A 16,688-nucleotide genomic window follows, 5' to 3' on the forward strand; every position below is an offset into this window, starting at 1 on the left:
ACGAGACAGGAACTAGGTGGCGCTGTGGCGGCGGGGCCCGGTGGTCTCGCGGGACGTCCAGCGGCGCAGCACGAGCCGGTGCGCGCTGCCGGATCCGCTCTCGACGAGCAGCGCGTGGTTGGTATGTGCCGTTCCGCCGGGAAGCGCCCGGACCGTACGGACCTCGGCACCCTTGCCGAGGCACTCCTCGACCCAGCGCAGGGCGGCGGGGGCGGGCGGGCCGCCGGTCGGGAGGCAGGGAGCCTGTGTGTGGGTCACCTGATCCATGTAAACGGATTCCGATAAGTATGGGGAGTGATTCAGTGAAGACGGAACGTAACACGAAGCACGTCATCGCGGTGGATTGATGACGTGTCTCCGGGCGTCGCGGTACTTTGCCGGGCGAACCTCGCGTATCCCGCCGGGTATCCGCTGCTGCCGGACGTGCGACGGGGTGGGGCCGGTCCCGGCCCCACCCGGCCCCTCAGTCCTTGCTCTCCCGGCGGGGGCGCAGCAGCGCCTCGGCGAGCGCGAGCATCGTCTCCTCCAGGGTGGAGAGCCGCTTCAGCACGTCCTCGTGCACCGCGTTGACCTGCTTGGACACGTCGTCGTGCACGCCGTCCACCTTCCGGCCGACCTCCGCCTCGACGTGTGAGAAGCGCTTGGCGAACTCGGCCTGCGCGACCTCGGCGCGCCGTCCGGCCTCGTCCTGCATGCCCTCCACGCGCCGCGCGAACTCGTCGTGGACCCCGCCGACCTGCCGTGCGACGTCCTCCTGCATGTGGCCCATCTGCTTGGTGACGTCCTCGTGGATGCTGCCGACCTGCCGGGTGACGTCGGCGTGGATGTCGCCGATGCGCTTGCCGACGTCCTCCTGGACGCCGGTGACCTGCCGGGACACCTCGTGGTGGACGGACTCGACCTGCTTGGCGACGTCGGTGTGGACCGACTCGACGCGGCGGGACACGATGTCGACCTGCGTCGTGAACTCCTCCAGCGCGACGTCGACCCGCTTGGTGACCTCCTCGTGGATGCCCTCGATGCGCTTGCGGACGTTCTCGTGCACGTCCTCGAACCGGCGGGAGAACTCGTCCATGCGCTTGGCGACGTCGCTGTAGGCCGTCTCGGCGATCTGCGACATGGTCGCCTTGACCTCGTCGCGGTCGGGCCGGGCGCGCAGCTCCTCGATCAGCGGGTCGACGGCCTCGGCGAGGTGCTTCTCCAGCGCGTCGAAGCGGTCGCCGTACTCGGCCGCCGGCCGCTGCGCGATCTCGTTGAGCAGCCGGTGCAGCTCGGCGATCTCCAGGGTGGCGGGCAGCCGGCCGATCCGCTCGCCGACGCCGTCGATGCGGCCGTCGATGCCCTCGAACCGGCCGTCGAGGCCGTCCATCTTGCCGGACAGCCCTTCGAGCCGCCCGTCGACGCCGTCGAGCCGTCCGTCCAGGCCGTCGAGCCGCCCGCCGACGCCCTCGACCCGCCCGCCGACCGCGTCGAGGCCCTGCTCCACGCGCTCGGCCATCTCACCGAGCGCCTGGTCGACCCGCGCCGTGACGCCGTTGATCGAGTGCTCCAGCCGCTCGGACCGGTGCCCGAGTTCCGCCAGCGACTTGTCGAGCCGGTTGAAGCGGACGGACGCGGCCTCCATGCTGCCCTGGAGCTTGTCGAGCCGCTTGGTCATCTCGTCCATGCGCTGCGACGCCTGCTGCGTGGCGTCGGTGATGTGCTGCGCGGAGTCGAGGACGGCCTGGATCCGCGTGAGGCCCTCGTCGACGTTCTCGGCGACGACGCCGACGTCGGCCCACAGCGCGGGCAGCTCGGCCACGGGCTTGACCCGGTCGCCGAACGCCTCGATGTGCTCGGCCAGGCCCTCGGCCCACTCCGGGGGTTTGCCGGCCATTTCGTCGACCTGCCCGCGGACGCTCTCGATCTGCCCGGTCAACCCGCTGAGCTCCCGCTCGCGGACCTCGCGCAGCAGCCACTCCATGCCCTCCAGCCGCTGCCGGATCTCGTCGAGGACCTGACCCTGTGAGCGCTGTTCATAGACGTGGTCCTGCGCCGCACGGGCGAGCAACTCCCGCATCCGATCCGAGACCGGTTGACCCCCCGTCTGCAGGAAGTTGTGATTCGTTTCCACCCGATGCTCCTTCGTGTGCCGGCGCGACGAAATGACGCACGGCAAATGAATCTCTGGAGTGGCCACTGTAGTGCGTGTGGAGCGCGGCTATTACGGGTAGCAGAGAACATCGTGAGTTCTGTTGGATGCGCCTGTTACCCCAATGGAGCGAATAGCGAATGATCGTGTGGCGCACGAGGATTCACCGCTTCGCGGCGATAAAGAAGATCATGGTGATGTGCGCGGTGGGCAGGGGTGCGCGGTTCCGTTTCCGGCCGGTGTTCTGTCCGTACATCTCGTCCAACGTCGGTTGTTCGGGAAGCGTCGAGTCGTACACGGTGCCGTACGCGTGTGCGTGCGGCGTGACGTCCGGCGGCGCGCGGCGGGCCATTTCGAGGACGTATTCGGTAGTTCCGGAGTCCGGTCGCTGAACATGTCTTGGTGTTTTCGCGCCCCGGCGCGGACGACGCACCGATTGGCGGGGCGGGGGCACGGCCTTGCCGGGGGCGCGCCGTTCCTGGCGAAGGAAATGCCGTAAAGCGCCGATTGTTTGCGCGGCCATGGGGTGCCGCCCGCCGTCCCTTGGCGTCGCTCCGCCCCGGGGAGATCTTTGGACTCGATCCCGGGACGGCCCTCCGCTCCGGGCGGGTCAGGTCCGGACGGGACGGGTCAGCTCCGGACGGGACGGACGAGCAGGGCCACCGGGGCGTCGCCCACGCGGGTCACGACCAGCGTCAGCCCGGGTGCGCCGCGGGGGGCGCGGCGTCCCGCGAAGCCGAGGTCGCGGCGCAGCCTGTCCACGTCGACCGCCGAGGCGCGCTTCTTCACGGTGAGGACGCCCGTGCCGCGCCGCCGCAGTTCCGCGCGCAGCCGCTTGACCGAGAACGGCAGCACGTCCTCGACCTCGTACGCGGCGGCGAACGGGGTGCGGTGCGGCTCGTCGGACGTGACGTAGGCGATGCGCGGGTCCGCGAGCCCGCCGCCGACCAGGTCCGCGACCTCGGCGACGAGGTGGGCGCGGATCACGGCGCCGTCCGGCTCGTACAGGTAGCGGCCCCAGGGGCGGACGTCCGGGTCGCCGAGCCCCTGCGGGGTGAGCGTCCACACCTGTGGATCGAGGTCGGACGAGAGCAGGGTGGCCCGCCTGCGCACCTCGCCGGCGAGCCCGCCGAGCCACAGGGCGGCCTCCTTGACCTCGCCGCCGACGGAGATCCATTCGGCCTCCGCGCCGTCCGGGACGGCCTCGTGCGGGATCCCCGGCGCGACCTTCACGCAGGCGGCGGGCACCCGGCCGGCCAGATCCAGGACGACGTCCAGCGGCGGCTCATAGGAACGTGGGTCGAAGGTCCGGCCGCGTGCAGTACGTCGTCCAGGGTCGGCGAAGACCGCGTCGAAGCCGGACGGGTCCGCCTCGGTCGCGTCACCCACGCGCACAGAGGCGAGATCGTCCAACCCCAGGGCGGTGACGTTCGCCCGCGCCACCTCAGCGGTCAAAGGGTCGAGTTCCACCCCGACACCGGAAAGCCCCTCGCGCGCCCGCGCGACAAGGTCCGCCCCTAGACCGCACCCCAGTTCCAGCACGCGTCCACTCGGCAGGCGGTCCGCGAACCGTCGCGCACGATAGGCGGCCACGCTCGCGCGGGTGGCCTGCTCCAGCCCGGTCTGGGTGAAGTACATGCGGTCGGCGTCGTCCCCGAACTTGGCCCTGGCGCGCTGCCGCAAACGCACCTGCGTGAGGGCCGCCGAGACGAGATCGGCGTCGTGCCGTCCGCGCAGCCGGGACGCCGCCGCGAGCAGCCCGTCCTCGCTCACGTCCAGGCCCGACGCCTCATCGAGGAGTGCCCGGCCCGCGGGCGTGGTCAGGGCCTGAAACGCGGCGATCTCCATGCTGGGGAAGTTATCGGGCGGTGAATGGCGGACGGCGGGTTTCCGGTGTGCCCGTGTCCGTGTTGACGGGCTACCGGGCACGGAATAGTCTCCAGACTGGCACTCTCCTACTGAGAGTGCCAACCACAGCGACAAAGGTCGGTCTGGCACCCGCGACGACAGGCCGGTCCAGGGTCGCCTCTTCTGCCACATGTGCCGGCCGGCCGAGTACGGCCGGCCGAGGACCAATCGAAGGGGAGGTCAGATCGTGACGACCGCCACCAAGGTCACTCTCAAGCCGCTCGAGGACCGCATCGTCGTCCAGCCGCTTGAGGCCGAGACCACCACCGCGTCCGGCCTGGTCATTCCGGACACCGCCAAGGAGAAGCCCCAGGAGGGCACCGTCCTTGCCGTTGGCCCGGGCCGCGTCGACGACAAGGGCGAGCGCGTCCCGGTCGACGTCAAGGTCGGCGAGGTCGTGCTCTACAGCAAGTACGGCGGCACCGAGGTCAAGTACAACAACGAGGAGTACCTCGTCCTCTCGGCGCGCGACGTGCTCGCGGTCATCGAGAAGTAATCACCGAGACGTGATGCATCCGCCCCGGTCGGCGCCGCCTTCGGGCGGGGCTGCCGGGGCGGAATCGCGTGAAGAGGAGAATCCGCATGGCGAAGATCCTGGAATTCGAGGAGGACGCTCGCCGGGCTCTTGAGCGCGGCGTCAACGCTCTCGCGGACGCCGTCAAGGTGACGATCGGCCCGCGCGGCCGCAACGTCGTCATCGACAAGAAGTTCGGCGCGCCGACCATCACCAACGACGGCGTCACCATCGCCCGCGAGGTGGAGCTGGAGGACCCCTACGAGAACCTCGGGGCCCAGCTCGCCAAGGAAGTGGCGACCAAGACCAACGACATCGCGGGCGACGGCACCACCACGGCGACCGTCCTCGCGCAGGCGCTGGTCCGGGAGGGCACCCGCAACGTCGCCGCCGGCGCGTCGCCGCTCGCCCTCAAGCGCGGCATCGACACCGCCGCGCAGTACGTCGCCGACCAGCTCGTCAAGTCGGCCCGCGAGGTCGAGGAGAAGGGCGAGATCGCGCACGTCGCGACCATCTCCGCGCAGGACCCGAAGATCGGCGAGCTGATCGCCGAGGCGTTCGAGAAGGTCGGCAAGGACGGCGTCATCACCGTCGAGGAGGCCCACACCATGGGCCTTGAGCTGGAGTTCACCGAGGGCCTCCAGTTCGACAAGGGCTACCTGTCGCCGCACATGGTCACCGACCACGAGCGCATGGAGGCCGTCCTGGAGGACGCCTACGTGCTGATCGTGGACGGCAAGATCTCCAACGTGCAGGAGTTCCTGCCGCTGGCCGAGAAGGTCGCCCAGACCAAGAAGCCGCTGCTCGTGGTGGCCGAGGACGTCGAGGGCGAGGCCCTGGCGCTGCTCGTCGCCAACAAGATCCGCGGGACGTTCCTGTCCGTCGCGGTCAAGGCGCCGGGCTTCGGCGACCGCCGGAAGGCGATGCTGGGCGACATGGCCACGCTGACCGGCGGCCAGGTCGTCAGCGAGGCCATCGGCCTCAAGCTCGACAGCATCGGCATCGAGGACCTCGGCCGCGCCCGCCGGATCACGGTCACCAAGGACAACACCACGATCGTCGACGGCGACGGCTCCGCCGAGGACATCAACGCGCGGGTCAACCAGATCAAGGTCGAGATCGAGAACTCCGACTCCGACTGGGACCGCGAGAAGCTGCAGGAGCGGCTGGCCAAGCTGGCCGGCGGCGTCTGCGTGCTGCGCGTCGGCGCCGCCACCGAGGTGGAGCTGAAGGAGAAGAAGCACCGCCTGGAGGACGCCGTCTCGGCGACCCGCGCGGCGATCGAGGAGGGCATCGTCGCCGGCGGCGGCGCCGCCCTCGTGCACATCGCCAAGGAGGGCTTCGACGCCCTCGGGCTGACCGGCGACGAGGCCACCGGCGCCGAGGCCGTGCGCCGCGCGCTGGACGAGCCGCTGCGCTGGATCTCCGAGAACGCCGGCCAGGAGGGCTACGTCGTCGTCTCCAAGGTCCGCGAGCTGAAGGCCGGGCACGGCTACAACGCCGCGACCGGCGAGTACGGCGACCTGATCTCCCAGGGCGTCATCGACCCGGTGAAGGTGACGCGCAGCACCGTCACCAACGCCGCCTCGATCGCGGGCATGCTGCTCACCACCGAGGCGCTCGTGGTCGACAAGCCGGAGGAGGAAGAGGAGTCCGCCGGCGGTCACGGCCACGGTCACGGCCACGGCCACTGAGATCGCCGGGCCGGACGGCGTCCCGTCCGGAATGCGTCACGCCAGACCCCCGTCCGTCCGGGCGGGGGTCTCGGCGTTGCCGGGGTCTTGATGTCACCGGAGCGACCTCGTGACGTGTCGTGGCCGTCCGGCCGCAATATGTAGTAACGCCAGGAATGCTTCAGCACTGTGACCATTCCGTTGTAGAGGACGGTGGAGACACGCCCGGGAGTGCTGGGCATCATGCTTGACGTGACCGAGGGAAGCTTCGCCGGGACCATGGCCGCGCGCGCTGTCGATCCCTCTGGCGGACCCGCCCCTCCGCCGTCCCACGGCACCGGCCGCGGGATGCGGGTGCTCCGCGCGGCCCAGGAGGGCGACGGCGACCTCAGGGAGCTGACGAGTCTCGCCGTCCAGGGCGACCCGGGGGCCATCGAGGTCCTGCTCGCCGAGGTGCGCCCGATGATCGTCCGGTACTGCCGGGCCCGGCTCGGCCGGGTCTCGGGCCAGTACCACATCGCCGACGACGTGGCGCAGGAGGTCTGCATCGCCGTCCTGGCGGCCCTGCCCCGCTACCGCGACATGGGCCGGCCCTTCGCGTCGTTCGTCTTCGGCATCGCCGCCCACAAGATCGCCGACGCCATGCGCAGCGCGGTCCGCGCGGCCGTGCCCACCGAGGACCTGCCGGACGGCCCCGACGACCGGCCCGGCCCGGAGGAGACGGTCGTCCGCTACATCGAGGCCCAGCGCGCCCGCGATCTGCTGACACGCCTCCCGGAGCACCAGCGGGAGCTCGTGCTGCTGCGCGTCGTGGCGGGCCTGTCGGCCGAGGAGACCGGTAATGTGCTGGGCATGTCCGCGGGGGCGGTACGGGTGGCGCAGCACCGGGCCCTGGCCCGGCTCCGGGCGATGGCCAGAGAGGAGTCGATCGCTTGACGGAGCGCGGCCCCTTCACTGGCATGCGGGGAGCCCCGGATCCGGCCGAGCCGTCGAACCCCGCCGAGCCCCGCGCGCCCGCGAACGGCCCGCCGGACACCGTGGACCTCGGCGCGGTGCGCCGTACCGACGCGATCCTCGATTCGCTCGCGGCGCGGCGTACTGCCGGCTCCGCGGCCCCCGCACCATCGTCGCCCTCGGCGTGGCGGGCGCCGTCCTGGCCAGCACCGGCGTCGCCGCGGCGGGCAGCGTGGCCGACCGCGCCACCTCCGCCGCCCCGGCCCCGCGACCCAGCGCCGAAACCCCGGACCCCGAACAGATTGCCCGCACGGACACCGACGCGGGAATCTACGAACGGCCGCGGCCACCGGTGCCGCGTCCCGTCCCGGAGCCCGAGCCGGTCACGCCGGCCCCCACCGGGACCGAGACCCCGGACGACGAGGAGAGCGACGGCGACAGGCCGCGCGGCCGCTACCCGTTCCCGTTCGACCCGCGCTCGCCCCGGCCGGACTTCCCGGCCATCACGATCCAGTCGCCCCCGGCCTACGAGACCGGACCGTCCGACCGCGACCGCCGCCGCGGCGACCGGGACGGGCACCGGCACCGCCACCGGCACTCGGATTCGCGCGACTTCCGCGACTCCCGCGACTGACGGCCGGAAGTGGCCGGTCAGTTCTCGTCGTGGCCCTCTTCGCTGTCGATGACGCCGTCGACGTACCCGCGGGCGTACTCCCAGCTCACGTAGTCGACGGGGTCGGGTGCCAGGGCGGGCTCGTGGACGCGGGGGAGCCCCTCGTCCAGCAGGTGGCGCAGGTTGCCGTGCAGCAGCTCCCAGTCGATGTAGTGGAGCTTGCCGCAGTCACCGCAGTCGACGGTCAGCCCCCGCACCCCGAGCGGTTCCAGCAGGGCGCGGAAGACCTCCAGGTCGGCGAGGTCGGCCAGCACGTCCTCGCGCTCCGTCACGCTGAGCGGAGCGGCCTCGTCTCCGGGGTCGCCGAGCGCCGCCGCCGGATCCTCCGGGTCTCCGGCGAACGGGTCGAGCGGAGCGTCGTCGTGCACGCCTCCCACGCTACTGCGTGACGGCCGGTGAGGTGCACCCCCGTGTTCCTCCGTGCGTGAACGAACACGCAAAGTGGGAATGCGCGTCCCCTCCCTGTTCGTTCTTCTATGTCACGAAGACCACGCGACCGGCGTGCGCAACAACCGGTCCCCGCGCGGACCCGCGCCCTACCATGGGAACAGGGTCGCTGTGACCTGGCCCGATGCTCCGTCACGAACGGGAAGGTACTCATGAACCCCGCCGCCGAGCCCGACACGTTCCTCCCGCAGGGCCTGACCTTCGACGACGTGCTCCTGCTGCCGGGCTACTCCGACCTGCAGCCCGGCGAGGCCGACACCACCTCCCGGCTGACCCGCCGCGTCTCGCTGCGGATCCCGCTCGTCTCGGCGGCGATGGACACGGTGACCGAGGCGCGCACCGCCGTCGCCATGGCGCGGCAGGGCGGCATCGGCGTCCTGCACCGCAACATGTCGATCGAGGAGCAGGCCGAGGAGGCCGACCGGGTCAAGCGGTCCGAGGCCGGCATGATCACCAACCCGGTGACCTGCCTCCCGGACGCGACGCTCGCCGACGTCGAGGACCTCTGCTCCCACTACCGCATCTCCGGCGTCCCGGTCACCGACGTGCGGGGCGTCCTGGTCGGCATCGTGACCAACCGGGACATGCGGTTCGAGACCGACCTGTCCCGTCCGGTGCGCGAGGTCATGACGCCGATGCCGCTGATCACGGCCCCGGTCGACGTGACCCGCGACGAGGCGTTCCGGCTGCTGGCGGGCAACAAGGTCGAGAAGCTCCCGCTCGTGGACGCCGACGGCCGCCTCAAGGGCCTGATCACCACCAAGGACTTCACCAAGAGCGAGCAGTACCCGCACTCCACCAAGGACGCGGACGGCCGGCTGCTCGTCGCCGCGGCCGTCGGCGTCGGCGACGACGCGATCCGCCGCGCCAAGGCCCTCATCGAGGCCGGTACCGACGTCATCATCGTGGACACCGCGCACGGCCACTCCAAGGGCGTCGCCGACACGATCGCCGTGATCAAGAAGAACGCGCCGGTCGAGGTCGTCGGCGGCAACGTCGCCACCTACGCGGGCGCGAAGCTGCTGGCGGACGCGGGCGCCGACGCGGTCAAGGTCGGCGTCGGCCCCGGCTCGATCTGCACCACCCGCATCATCGCCGGTGTCGGCGTCCCGCAGATCACCGCGATCTACGAGGCGGCCCGCGCCGCGAAGGAGGCCGGCGTCCCGGTGATCGGCGACGGCGGCCTGCAGTACTCGGGCGACATCGCCAAGGCCCTGGTCGCGGGCGCCGACACGGTCATGCTCGGCAGCCTGCTCGCCGGTGTCGAGGAGTCGCCCGGCGAGCTGATCTTCGTCCACGGCAAGCAGTACAAGTCGTACCGCGGCATGGGCTCGCTCGGCGCCATGCGCAACCGCGAACGCGGCGCCTCCTACTCCAAGGACCGCTACGCCCAGGCCGACGTCAACAGCGAGGAGAAGCTGATCCCCGAGGGCGTCGAGGGCCAGGTCCCCTACCGCGGCCCCCTCGCCAACGTCGCGCACCAGCTCGTCGGCGGCCTCCACCAGTCCATGTGGTACGCGGGCACCCGCACGATCCCCGAACTCCAGGAACGCGGCCGCCTCATGCGCATCAGCCCCGCCGGCCTCCGCGAAAGCCACCCCCACGACATCCAGATGACCGTAGAAGCCCCCAACTACCAGGGCCGCTGACCTCGCCCACCCCCCACAAAGCCGCCACGGCCCGCACGGACGAGCAGGCCCGCCTGTCTCGGGGATCGCGGACTATTGAGAAAGCCGACAAGCAAGACCATCCCTGCCCTATGCGGCCTGACACCCGGGCATGCTCGCTGGTGCCGAACATCGCTGGCGTCGAGAAACGTGGCAAGCGGACCGTCCCGCACTTCCGCGGCTTGGCGCCGGGTGGGGCTGCTGCGGGGCGATCACATTGCGTGTGGTGGCTGACGTAAGCTCTTCGGGGCTTGTTCCTGCGGTTGCGGGACGTCGGGCGGTGCTCCGCCCGGTCGGATGAACGGGTAGGAAGAGGAAGGGCGCAGTGGCTGCTGAGGTGGAGATCGGCCGTGGCAAGAGCGGCCGCCGGGCGTACGCCTTCGACGACATCGGCATCGTGCCGTCCCGCCGGACGCGCGATCCCGAGGAGGTCAGCGTCGCCTGGCAGATCGACGCCTACCGCTTCGAGATGCCGCTGGTCGTCGCGCCGATGGACAGCGTCGTCAGCCCGGCGACCGCGATCGCGGTGGGGCGGCTCGGCGGGCTCGCCGTCCTCGACCTCGAAGGGCTGTGGACGCGCTACGAGAACCCCGAGTCGCTGCTCGCCGAGATCGCCTCGCTGGACGAGGTGCGCGCCACCCAGCGGCTCCAGGAGATCTACACCGAGCCGATCAAGGAGGAGCTGATCGGCCGCCGGATCCGGGAGGTCCGCGAGGCGGGCGTCACCGTGGCGGCGCGGCTGTCGCCGCAGCGCACCGCGCAGTTCCACAAGGCCGTCATCGACGCGGGCGTCGACCTGTTCGTCATCCGCGGCACGACCGTGTCCGCCGAGCACGTCTCGGGACGCGCCGAGCCGCTGAACCTCAAGCAGTTCATCTACGACCTCGACGTCCCCGTCATCGTCGGCGGCTGCTCCACCTACACGGCCGCGCTGCACCTGATGCGGACCGGCGCGGCCGGCGTCCTGGTCGGGTTCGGCGGCGGCTCCGGGCACACCACCCGGACCGTCCTCGGCGTCGCGGTCCCCATGGCGACCGCCGTCGCGGACGTCGCCGCCGCCCGCCGCGACTACCTGGACGAGTCCGGCGGACGCTACGTCCACGTGATCGCCGACGGCGGCATGGTGAACAGCGGCGACATCGCCAAGGCGTTCGCGTGCGGGTCCGACGCCGTCATGGTCGGCTCGCCGTTCGCGCGCTCCACCGAGGCGCCGGGGCGCGGCTACCACTGGGGCAGCGAGGCGCACCACGGCGACGTCCCGCGCGGCACCCGCATCGAGCTCGGCACGATCGGCACCATGGAGCAGATCCTCTACGGCCCGTCCCACGTCGCGGACGGGTCGATGAACCTGATCGGGGCCCTGCGCCGCGCGATGGCCACGTCCGGTTACACGGAGCTGAAGGAATTCCAGCGGGTACAGGTCGTGGTGGCTCCGCGCCACTCCACCGACTGAGCCGATCAAGAACCCGTCACCGCGCGCCAACCCCCGCGATATCGGTCGTTCGCGGGGTGGACGCGTCCCTACTCTTGGGTAGGAAAGCTCGGACAACGCAACCGCTGTGGGGGGAAACGCGATGACGGGATCACCTGTGACGGGCCTGGGCAGCTCCCGGCTGGGGCCGGCCGAGCGGGCCGCGGCGCTCGACCGGATGGCCCGCGAGGAGTTCGACGTCGTCGTGGTCGGAGGCGGCATCGTCGGCGCGGGCGCCGCGCTCGACGCCGCCACCCGGGGCCTGTCCGTCGCGGTGGTCGAGGCGCGCGACTTCGCGTCGGGGACGTCGTCGCGCTCGTCAAAGCTGATCCATGGCGGGCTGCGCTACCTGGAGCAGTACAACTTCGACCTCGTCCGGGAGGCGCTGACCGAACGCGGGCTCCTCCTGCAGCAGATCGCCCCGCACCTGGTGCGGCCCGTCCCCTTCCTCCTACCGACGACCCGCCGCGTGTGGGAACGCGCCTACATCGGCGCCGGCGTCGCCCTCTACGACGCACTCGCGTTCCAGATGGGCAGCACCCGCGGCGTCCCGCACCACAAGCACCTCACCCGGCGCGGTGCGCTGCGGCTCGCACCGTCCCTGCGCAAGGGCTCCTTCACCGGCGCGATCAAGCTATGGGACGCGCAGGTCGACGACGCCCGCTTCGTGATGATGGCGCTGCGGACCGCCGCCGAGTACGGCGCGCAGATCGCGTCCCGCACCCAGTGCATCGGCTTCCTGCGCGAAGGCGAACGCGTCACCGGGCTGCGCATCCGCGACCTGGAGGGCAACACGACCAGCGAGGTCCGAGCCAAGCAGGTCGTCAACGCCACCGGCGTCTGGACGGACGACATCCAGGAACTCGTCGGCGGCCGCGGCCAGATCCACGTGAAGTCGTCCAAGGGCATTCACCTCGTCGTCCCCAAGGACCGCATCCACTCCGCGACGGGAATCCTCCTGCGCACCGAGACATCCGTGCTCTTCGTGATCCCGTGGGGCCGGCACTGGATCATCGGCACCACCGACACCGCCTGGGACCTCGACAAGGCCCACCCCGCCGCCTCCAAGGCCGACATCGAGTACGTCCTGGACCAGGTCAACCGCGTCCTCACCACACCCCTCACCCACGACGACGTGGAAGGCGTCTACGCGGGCCTGCGCCCCCTCCTCACCGGCGAGACCGAGGAGACCTCCAAACTCTCCCGCGAACACGTCGTCGCCCACCCCGTCCCGGGGCTCGTCCTCGTCGCGGGCGGCAAGTACACCACCTACCGGGTCATGGCCAAGGACGCCATCGACGCCGTCGCCCACGGCCTCGACGGCAAGATCCCCGAATCCTGCACCGACCGCATCCCCCTCGTCGGCGGCGACGGCTTCCAGGCCATGTGGAACTCCCGCCACCGCCTCGCGTCCCGCTCCGGCCTCCACGTCGCCCGCATCGAGCACCTCCTCCGCCGCTACGGCACCCTCGTGGACGACCTCCTCGAACTCATCTCCGACAAGCCCGACCTGGCCAAGCCCCTCACCGGCGCCGACGACTACCTCCGCGCCGAGGTCGTCTACGCCGCCACCCACGAGGGCGCCCGCCACCTCAACGACGTCCTCGCCCGCCGCACCCGCATCTCCATCGAAACCTGGGACCGCGGCGTAGGCGTCGCCCAGGAGACCGCCGACCTCCTCGCCCCCGTCCTCGGCTGGTCCAAGAAGCAACGCGACCGCGAAATCGAGTACTACCGCAAGCGCGTAGAAGCCGAACGAGCCTCCCAAACCCAAGAAGGCGACCAAGAAGCCGACGCCCACCGCCGAGGCGCCCCCGACATCGTGCCCACTGCTTAGCAGTTCCCTCGGCGTCAGGCGCAAAGGCGCCTTCCTTCGGCGGGAGCTGCGGCGGGATCGCTGCATCGCTTCGTCTCGCCCCGGGGGCTCGCTGCGCGATCAGGTTCCTCGCAGGCCCGAAACCTGGGTGTGTCCAGGGGTTAACTGCGACAGAGCCGACAGAGCGACAGAGCCGACAGAGCGACAGAGCCGAAAGAGCGACAGAACCGAGAACCGTACAGTCCCCGAAACCTGCCTCGGGACGTGATCGCAGGCGTTGAGAGCGGCGCGTCGTTGCAGTGTCGGCCGAGGTGGATGCGATGGCCGGTTGCGTGCTCGGTACGCAACCACCCCGGCAGCAAGGCCCACAACAAGCCGCTGTACTTCCTGCCCGACGCTGACGGCAGCGGCAACCGGACGGTGATCTGCCCCGACGGATGGGCGGCGGCCAACGGCGACCCCACCGCCCTCAACGGTGGGACGGACCGGCTGAACTGCGACGAGTTCGCGTTCAACTCCACCTACAACAGTGGCGGAATGCCCTCGCTCGCGGGTGGCCTGAACCCTGTCAGCAGCGGCGACGCCTGTGTACAGACCCTCGCGAGCAAGCAAGGGGGCACCGTGCACTTGTTCAACATCGACGGTCTCGCGCCAACGTGGCAGGAGGTCTGCGGACGGTCCGCGATCTCCGGGAGCGATAACAGCGGTTCGATGGCCGCGTTCCCAGCCTTCAACGTCAACCAGCGTCTGCTGGACCGGGACCCGTACTGGCTGAACACCAACATGAGCGCGGCGTGCCCCATCGACAGCACGACCGTGAAGTGCACCATGACCGCGAACAACCAATAGCAACCTTGTTCATAGGGGGCGTCACGCCGAGAAGGCGCGGCGCCCCCGCTGCACTGTTCACAGTGGCGAGGGCAGGTGCACCGCGGGCAGCAGCCCCTGCTCGATCTCCCGACGCGGCAGCGACAGCCCGAGATGCTCGCCCACAGCCCTGAACAGCCGCCTCGCCAACTCCTCGTCCTCGTCCAAGGGATCCTCGCAGCCGGGGAAGGTCTCCCGCACCGCACCGGCCTGACGCATTGCCGCATCCAGGGCGGCGAACGCCCCGAGCCGGTCTTCGGGCGGAACCGGAGTCTCCAGCAGGCTGTCCCCGGGCTCGGCGGATCTCAGTTCGCCGGCGGTGTCGAGGTAGCACATCCACGGATGCTCGTGCGCGAAGCGGTCCAGGCAGACGAGTTCGCAGCCCTTCGGCACCAACGTGTCCTGGCCCAGCCGGTCCAGAAAGATCAGGTGCCAGGTGGACTGTTCGACCTCCAGAACGTACGCCCACTCGCCGCTGCGGCCGAACATCGCCACACTGTCGGCCAAGTCCACGCTCCGCCGGTCGAAATCGGCGAACAGCACGGGCCGTTCGGCCATGCGCCGGTCGGCGCCGAGCCTGATCACGAAGTCCACCGGGTCCATGCCCCGTACCGCCGTGAGACAGATTTTCGAAAGCATCCCATCCTTGGCAGGCGCACCGTAATACCAGTGCTCGCCGATCCATGCCAAGCCGTCCGCCATCGTGCCGGCCTCTCTCTTGATCTTCGTGCACACGGTACCGAGCCTGGGGACGGCTCCGGCCCGTCCCGCGATCGGCCTGCGGTTGCGTGATTGCGGCGGTGGGCTGAGGTGATCGCGCGTCTTTCCAGTGTGTCGCGCTCCTCGCGGCCCCTCGGTGGTGAAGGGGGTGATCGCTGTGTCGCTCCGGTGCGCCCTCGGGCTCGCTACCGGTCGGAGCCATAGTGCTGATCGGCTGTCAGCCCGGGGTGGTCGGGCATGGCCGGGGCAACGGGGGATCGGTCATGTCGGGTTGCAGTAGCCGGGACAGCTTCCCCGGTGGCTGGACGGCCGAGACCGGCGGTCGGGTGCCGATCACCAGGGAGGGGACGCCGGTGACGCCGTGTTCAGCGGCGTTCACTTCGTCGGTCCGGACTGCGTTGGCGAAAGCGTCCCCGGACATGAGTGCGTTGACATCGTCGAGTTCCAGGCCGGCGCTTGTTCCCAGGCGTTCCAGCACGCGGGGGTCGGCTATGTTCAGGCCGTCGGTGTGGTAGGCGGTCAGTAGGTGTTCGAGCACCTGGTCGGCCCTGCCGTGAGCCGTGGCGAGATGGAAGAGCCGGTGGGCGTCGAAGGTGCCGACTGGCCGGGCCCTGTGCAGGTTGAGTTCCAGTCCCTCGGCGGCGCCGAGGCGCCGGATCAGGTCGACGCGGGCGGCCGTCCGGTCCCCCCACCACTTGGCCATCTCCTCGGCCGCCGTCGGGCCCGGCGTCCTTCGGTTCTGGGGGGAGAGTTCGAAGCTGCGCCACACGACCTCCACCCGGGCGGCGGGGAGGGCGGACACGGCTTTCTCCAGACGCCTCTTCGCGATGAAGCTCCACGGGCACAGCACGTCGAAGTAGACCTCTGCCCTCGGGGAGCTTGGCTCCGGCGTGGTGCGGGTCATGAGTCGGTCCGCTGGGAGCCGGGGCCCACTTCGCGCACGACCGCGTAGTGGGGCAGGCCGCTCATCCGTGCCTCAGCCTTGCCGGACAAGCCCTCAAGCGCCCGCTCGATGGCGGCCATCCGGCCCTCGGTGTCGGACGTCGCCTCGAAGTGGCGGTAGTCGGCCTCGCTGTCCCAGTGCACGATGTTGTACACGCGGGTGCCGTCCAGGCTTACGTGGAACCGGGCGGACCGGTAGCCCGGATAGAACCGGACCCAGCGCTCCTGAATCTCCGCGAACGCCCCCACCAACTCTCGCTGCGTCTCGAAGCCGTCGACGGTGTAGTCGATGATCGAGTAAAACCCGGAATCCGCGCTCACGTGCACGCTCCTGTGGGATGGATGCAGTATTTCGCCCCCTACTTTGCAACCTCAACCTCGGTTGAGATCAAGGACCACCAATGGTGCGCGCCCGCCGCCGAGCCGGTACCCATGGCCACCGGCGGTCTATCTCGCCGTGGCGGGCTGCATGGTGCGGGTCGCGGACCTGGCGGCCGTCCGCGCCGAACAGGCCGCCGCGATCCTGGGCGACCCGGCCCGCGCCTTGCTGACCTTCGGCGGCCAGGACAAGCACTGGGACGGGGCGCTCGCGGCCGTCGTCGAGGACGGTTCCGAACAGGTCTTCGTCGTCATGTACGACGTGCCGGCCTGGGACGAGGAGGATCTGGACGCCTGGGAGGGTGGCTGCTTGGAGTGGGCGGTTCGAGGTGGTCGGGGACGTGGGGGTTTCGGGCGCGTCGAACGGTGGTCGGGCATCGGTGTGGTGGGGGGAGTTGGCGGCGTTTACGGTGTTTGGGGCTTGAGGAGGGTCTTGGCGGTTTTGTAGAGGGTTGCGGGGACTCGTTCGGGGTCCAGTAGGTGCTGGAGGAGTAGGCCGAAGTCGAGGGCCAAGGCCAGGGTTGCGC

17 protein-coding genes are annotated in these 16,688 nt (G+C 70.5%); 9 read left to right on the forward strand and 8 right to left on the reverse strand.

The annotated features are described in order from the left end of the window. Nucleotides 1-12: 12 nt before the first annotated feature. The 4 genes from E1200_RS33810 to E1200_RS19510 all read right to left on the reverse strand — a co-directional run bounded on the left by E1200_RS33810 (nt 13) and on the right by E1200_RS19510 (nt 3,979). Nucleotides 13-258, reverse strand: a complete 246-nt coding sequence (locus E1200_RS33810) for a hypothetical protein (protein ID WP_165950380.1) — start codon at nt 256-258, stop codon at nt 13-15. A gap of 205 nt (nt 259-463) precedes the next feature. After that, entirely contained in the window at nt 464-2,113 is a 1,650-nt protein-coding gene (locus E1200_RS19500; protein ID WP_131953478.1) for an apolipoprotein A1/A4/E domain-containing protein, read from the reverse strand. A 181-nt stretch (nt 2,114-2,294) separates the two neighbouring features. Beyond that, nucleotides 2,295-2,654 carry a hypothetical protein gene (locus tag E1200_RS19505; RefSeq protein ID WP_131953479.1) on the reverse strand — a complete coding sequence of 120 codons (360 nt, stop codon included), beginning with the start codon at nt 2,652-2,654 and terminating at the stop codon, nt 2,295-2,297. 107 nt (nt 2,655-2,761) lie between these two features. After that, entirely contained in the window at nt 2,762-3,979 is a 1,218-nt protein-coding gene (locus E1200_RS19510) for a class I SAM-dependent methyltransferase (RefSeq protein WP_131953480.1), read from the reverse strand. A 244-nt stretch (nt 3,980-4,223) separates the two neighbouring features. Between E1200_RS19510 and groES the strand changes: the two genes are divergently transcribed. The 4 genes from groES to E1200_RS19530 all read left to right on the forward strand — a co-directional run bounded on the left by groES (nt 4,224) and on the right by E1200_RS19530 (nt 7,814). Next, nucleotides 4,224-4,535 (forward strand): co-chaperone GroES, encoded by a 312-nt coding sequence (groES, locus tag E1200_RS19515; protein ID WP_207929349.1) that lies wholly within the window; start codon nt 4,224-4,226, stop codon nt 4,533-4,535. An 86-nt stretch (nt 4,536-4,621) separates the two neighbouring features. Continuing rightward, the gene (groL, locus tag E1200_RS19520; RefSeq protein ID WP_131953482.1) at nt 4,622-6,247 is read left to right on the forward strand and encodes a chaperonin GroEL; all 1,626 of its coding nucleotides are present in this window, start codon (nt 4,622-4,624) and stop codon (nt 6,245-6,247) included. A 327-nt stretch (nt 6,248-6,574) separates the two neighbouring features. Further along, a complete protein-coding gene (locus E1200_RS19525) occupies nt 6,575-7,162 on the forward strand; it encodes a sigma-70 family RNA polymerase sigma factor (protein ID WP_131953490.1) in 588 nt (195 codons plus the stop codon). Between the two features lie 202 nt (nt 7,163-7,364). Further along, a complete protein-coding gene (locus E1200_RS19530; protein WP_131953483.1) occupies nt 7,365-7,814 on the forward strand; it encodes a hypothetical protein in 450 nt (149 codons plus the stop codon). Between the two features lie 17 nt (nt 7,815-7,831). On the opposite strand, the gene E1200_RS19535 is transcribed toward E1200_RS19530, so the two are convergent. Then, nucleotides 7,832-8,221, reverse strand: a complete 390-nt coding sequence (locus tag E1200_RS19535) for a DUF5319 domain-containing protein (protein WP_131953484.1) — start codon at nt 8,219-8,221, stop codon at nt 7,832-7,834. 231 nt (nt 8,222-8,452) lie between these two features. On the opposite strand from E1200_RS19535, the gene guaB reads away from it, so the two are divergent. The 4 genes from guaB (at nt 8,453) to E1200_RS19555 (ending at nt 14,103) form a co-directional block, all read left to right on the forward strand. Next, complete coding sequence (gene guaB / locus E1200_RS19540; protein ID WP_131953485.1) at nt 8,453-9,949, forward strand: IMP dehydrogenase; 1,497 nt, start codon at nt 8,453-8,455, stop codon at nt 9,947-9,949. Nucleotides 9,950-10,304: 355 nt separating this feature from the next. Further along, nucleotides 10,305-11,420 (forward strand): GuaB3 family IMP dehydrogenase-related protein, encoded by a 1,116-nt coding sequence (locus tag E1200_RS19545; protein ID WP_131953491.1) that lies wholly within the window; start codon nt 10,305-10,307, stop codon nt 11,418-11,420. A 121-nt stretch (nt 11,421-11,541) separates the two neighbouring features. Beyond that, on the forward strand, nt 11,542-13,275 hold the full coding sequence (gene glpD / locus E1200_RS19550) for a glycerol-3-phosphate dehydrogenase (RefSeq protein ID WP_131953486.1): 1,734 nt from the start codon (nt 11,542-11,544) through the stop codon (nt 13,273-13,275). 294 nt (nt 13,276-13,569) lie between these two features. Next, nucleotides 13,570-14,103, forward strand: a complete 534-nt coding sequence (locus tag E1200_RS19555) for a hypothetical protein (protein ID WP_131953487.1) — start codon at nt 13,570-13,572, stop codon at nt 14,101-14,103. A gap of 57 nt (nt 14,104-14,160) precedes the next feature. Here the strand turns inward: E1200_RS19555 and E1200_RS19560 are convergent, their stop codons facing one another. The 3 genes from E1200_RS19560 to E1200_RS19570 form a co-directional block, all read right to left on the reverse strand. Next, entirely contained in the window at nt 14,161-14,856 is a 696-nt protein-coding gene (locus E1200_RS19560; protein ID WP_207933435.1) for a hypothetical protein, read from the reverse strand. Between the two features lie 202 nt (nt 14,857-15,058). Next, complete coding sequence (locus E1200_RS19565; protein WP_131953488.1) at nt 15,059-15,745, reverse strand: DsbA family oxidoreductase; 687 nt, start codon at nt 15,743-15,745, stop codon at nt 15,059-15,061. Next, a complete protein-coding gene (locus tag E1200_RS19570) occupies nt 15,742-16,104 on the reverse strand; it encodes an antibiotic biosynthesis monooxygenase (protein ID WP_131953489.1) in 363 nt (120 codons plus the stop codon). The genes E1200_RS19565 and E1200_RS19570 overlap by 4 nt, the downstream gene beginning before the upstream one ends. Before the next feature lie 148 nt (nt 16,105-16,252). Between E1200_RS19570 and E1200_RS34890 the strand changes: the two genes are divergently transcribed. Next, nucleotides 16,253-16,609: a hypothetical protein gene (locus E1200_RS34890; protein ID WP_243708693.1), complete on the forward strand. Its 357-nt coding sequence runs from the start codon at nt 16,253-16,255 to the stop codon at nt 16,607-16,609. Nucleotides 16,610-16,688 lie beyond the last annotated feature (79 nt).

This window comes from Actinomadura sp. GC306 (assembly GCF_004348665.1).
Taxonomy (GTDB): domain Bacteria; phylum Actinomycetota; class Actinomycetes; order Streptosporangiales; family Streptosporangiaceae; genus Spirillospora.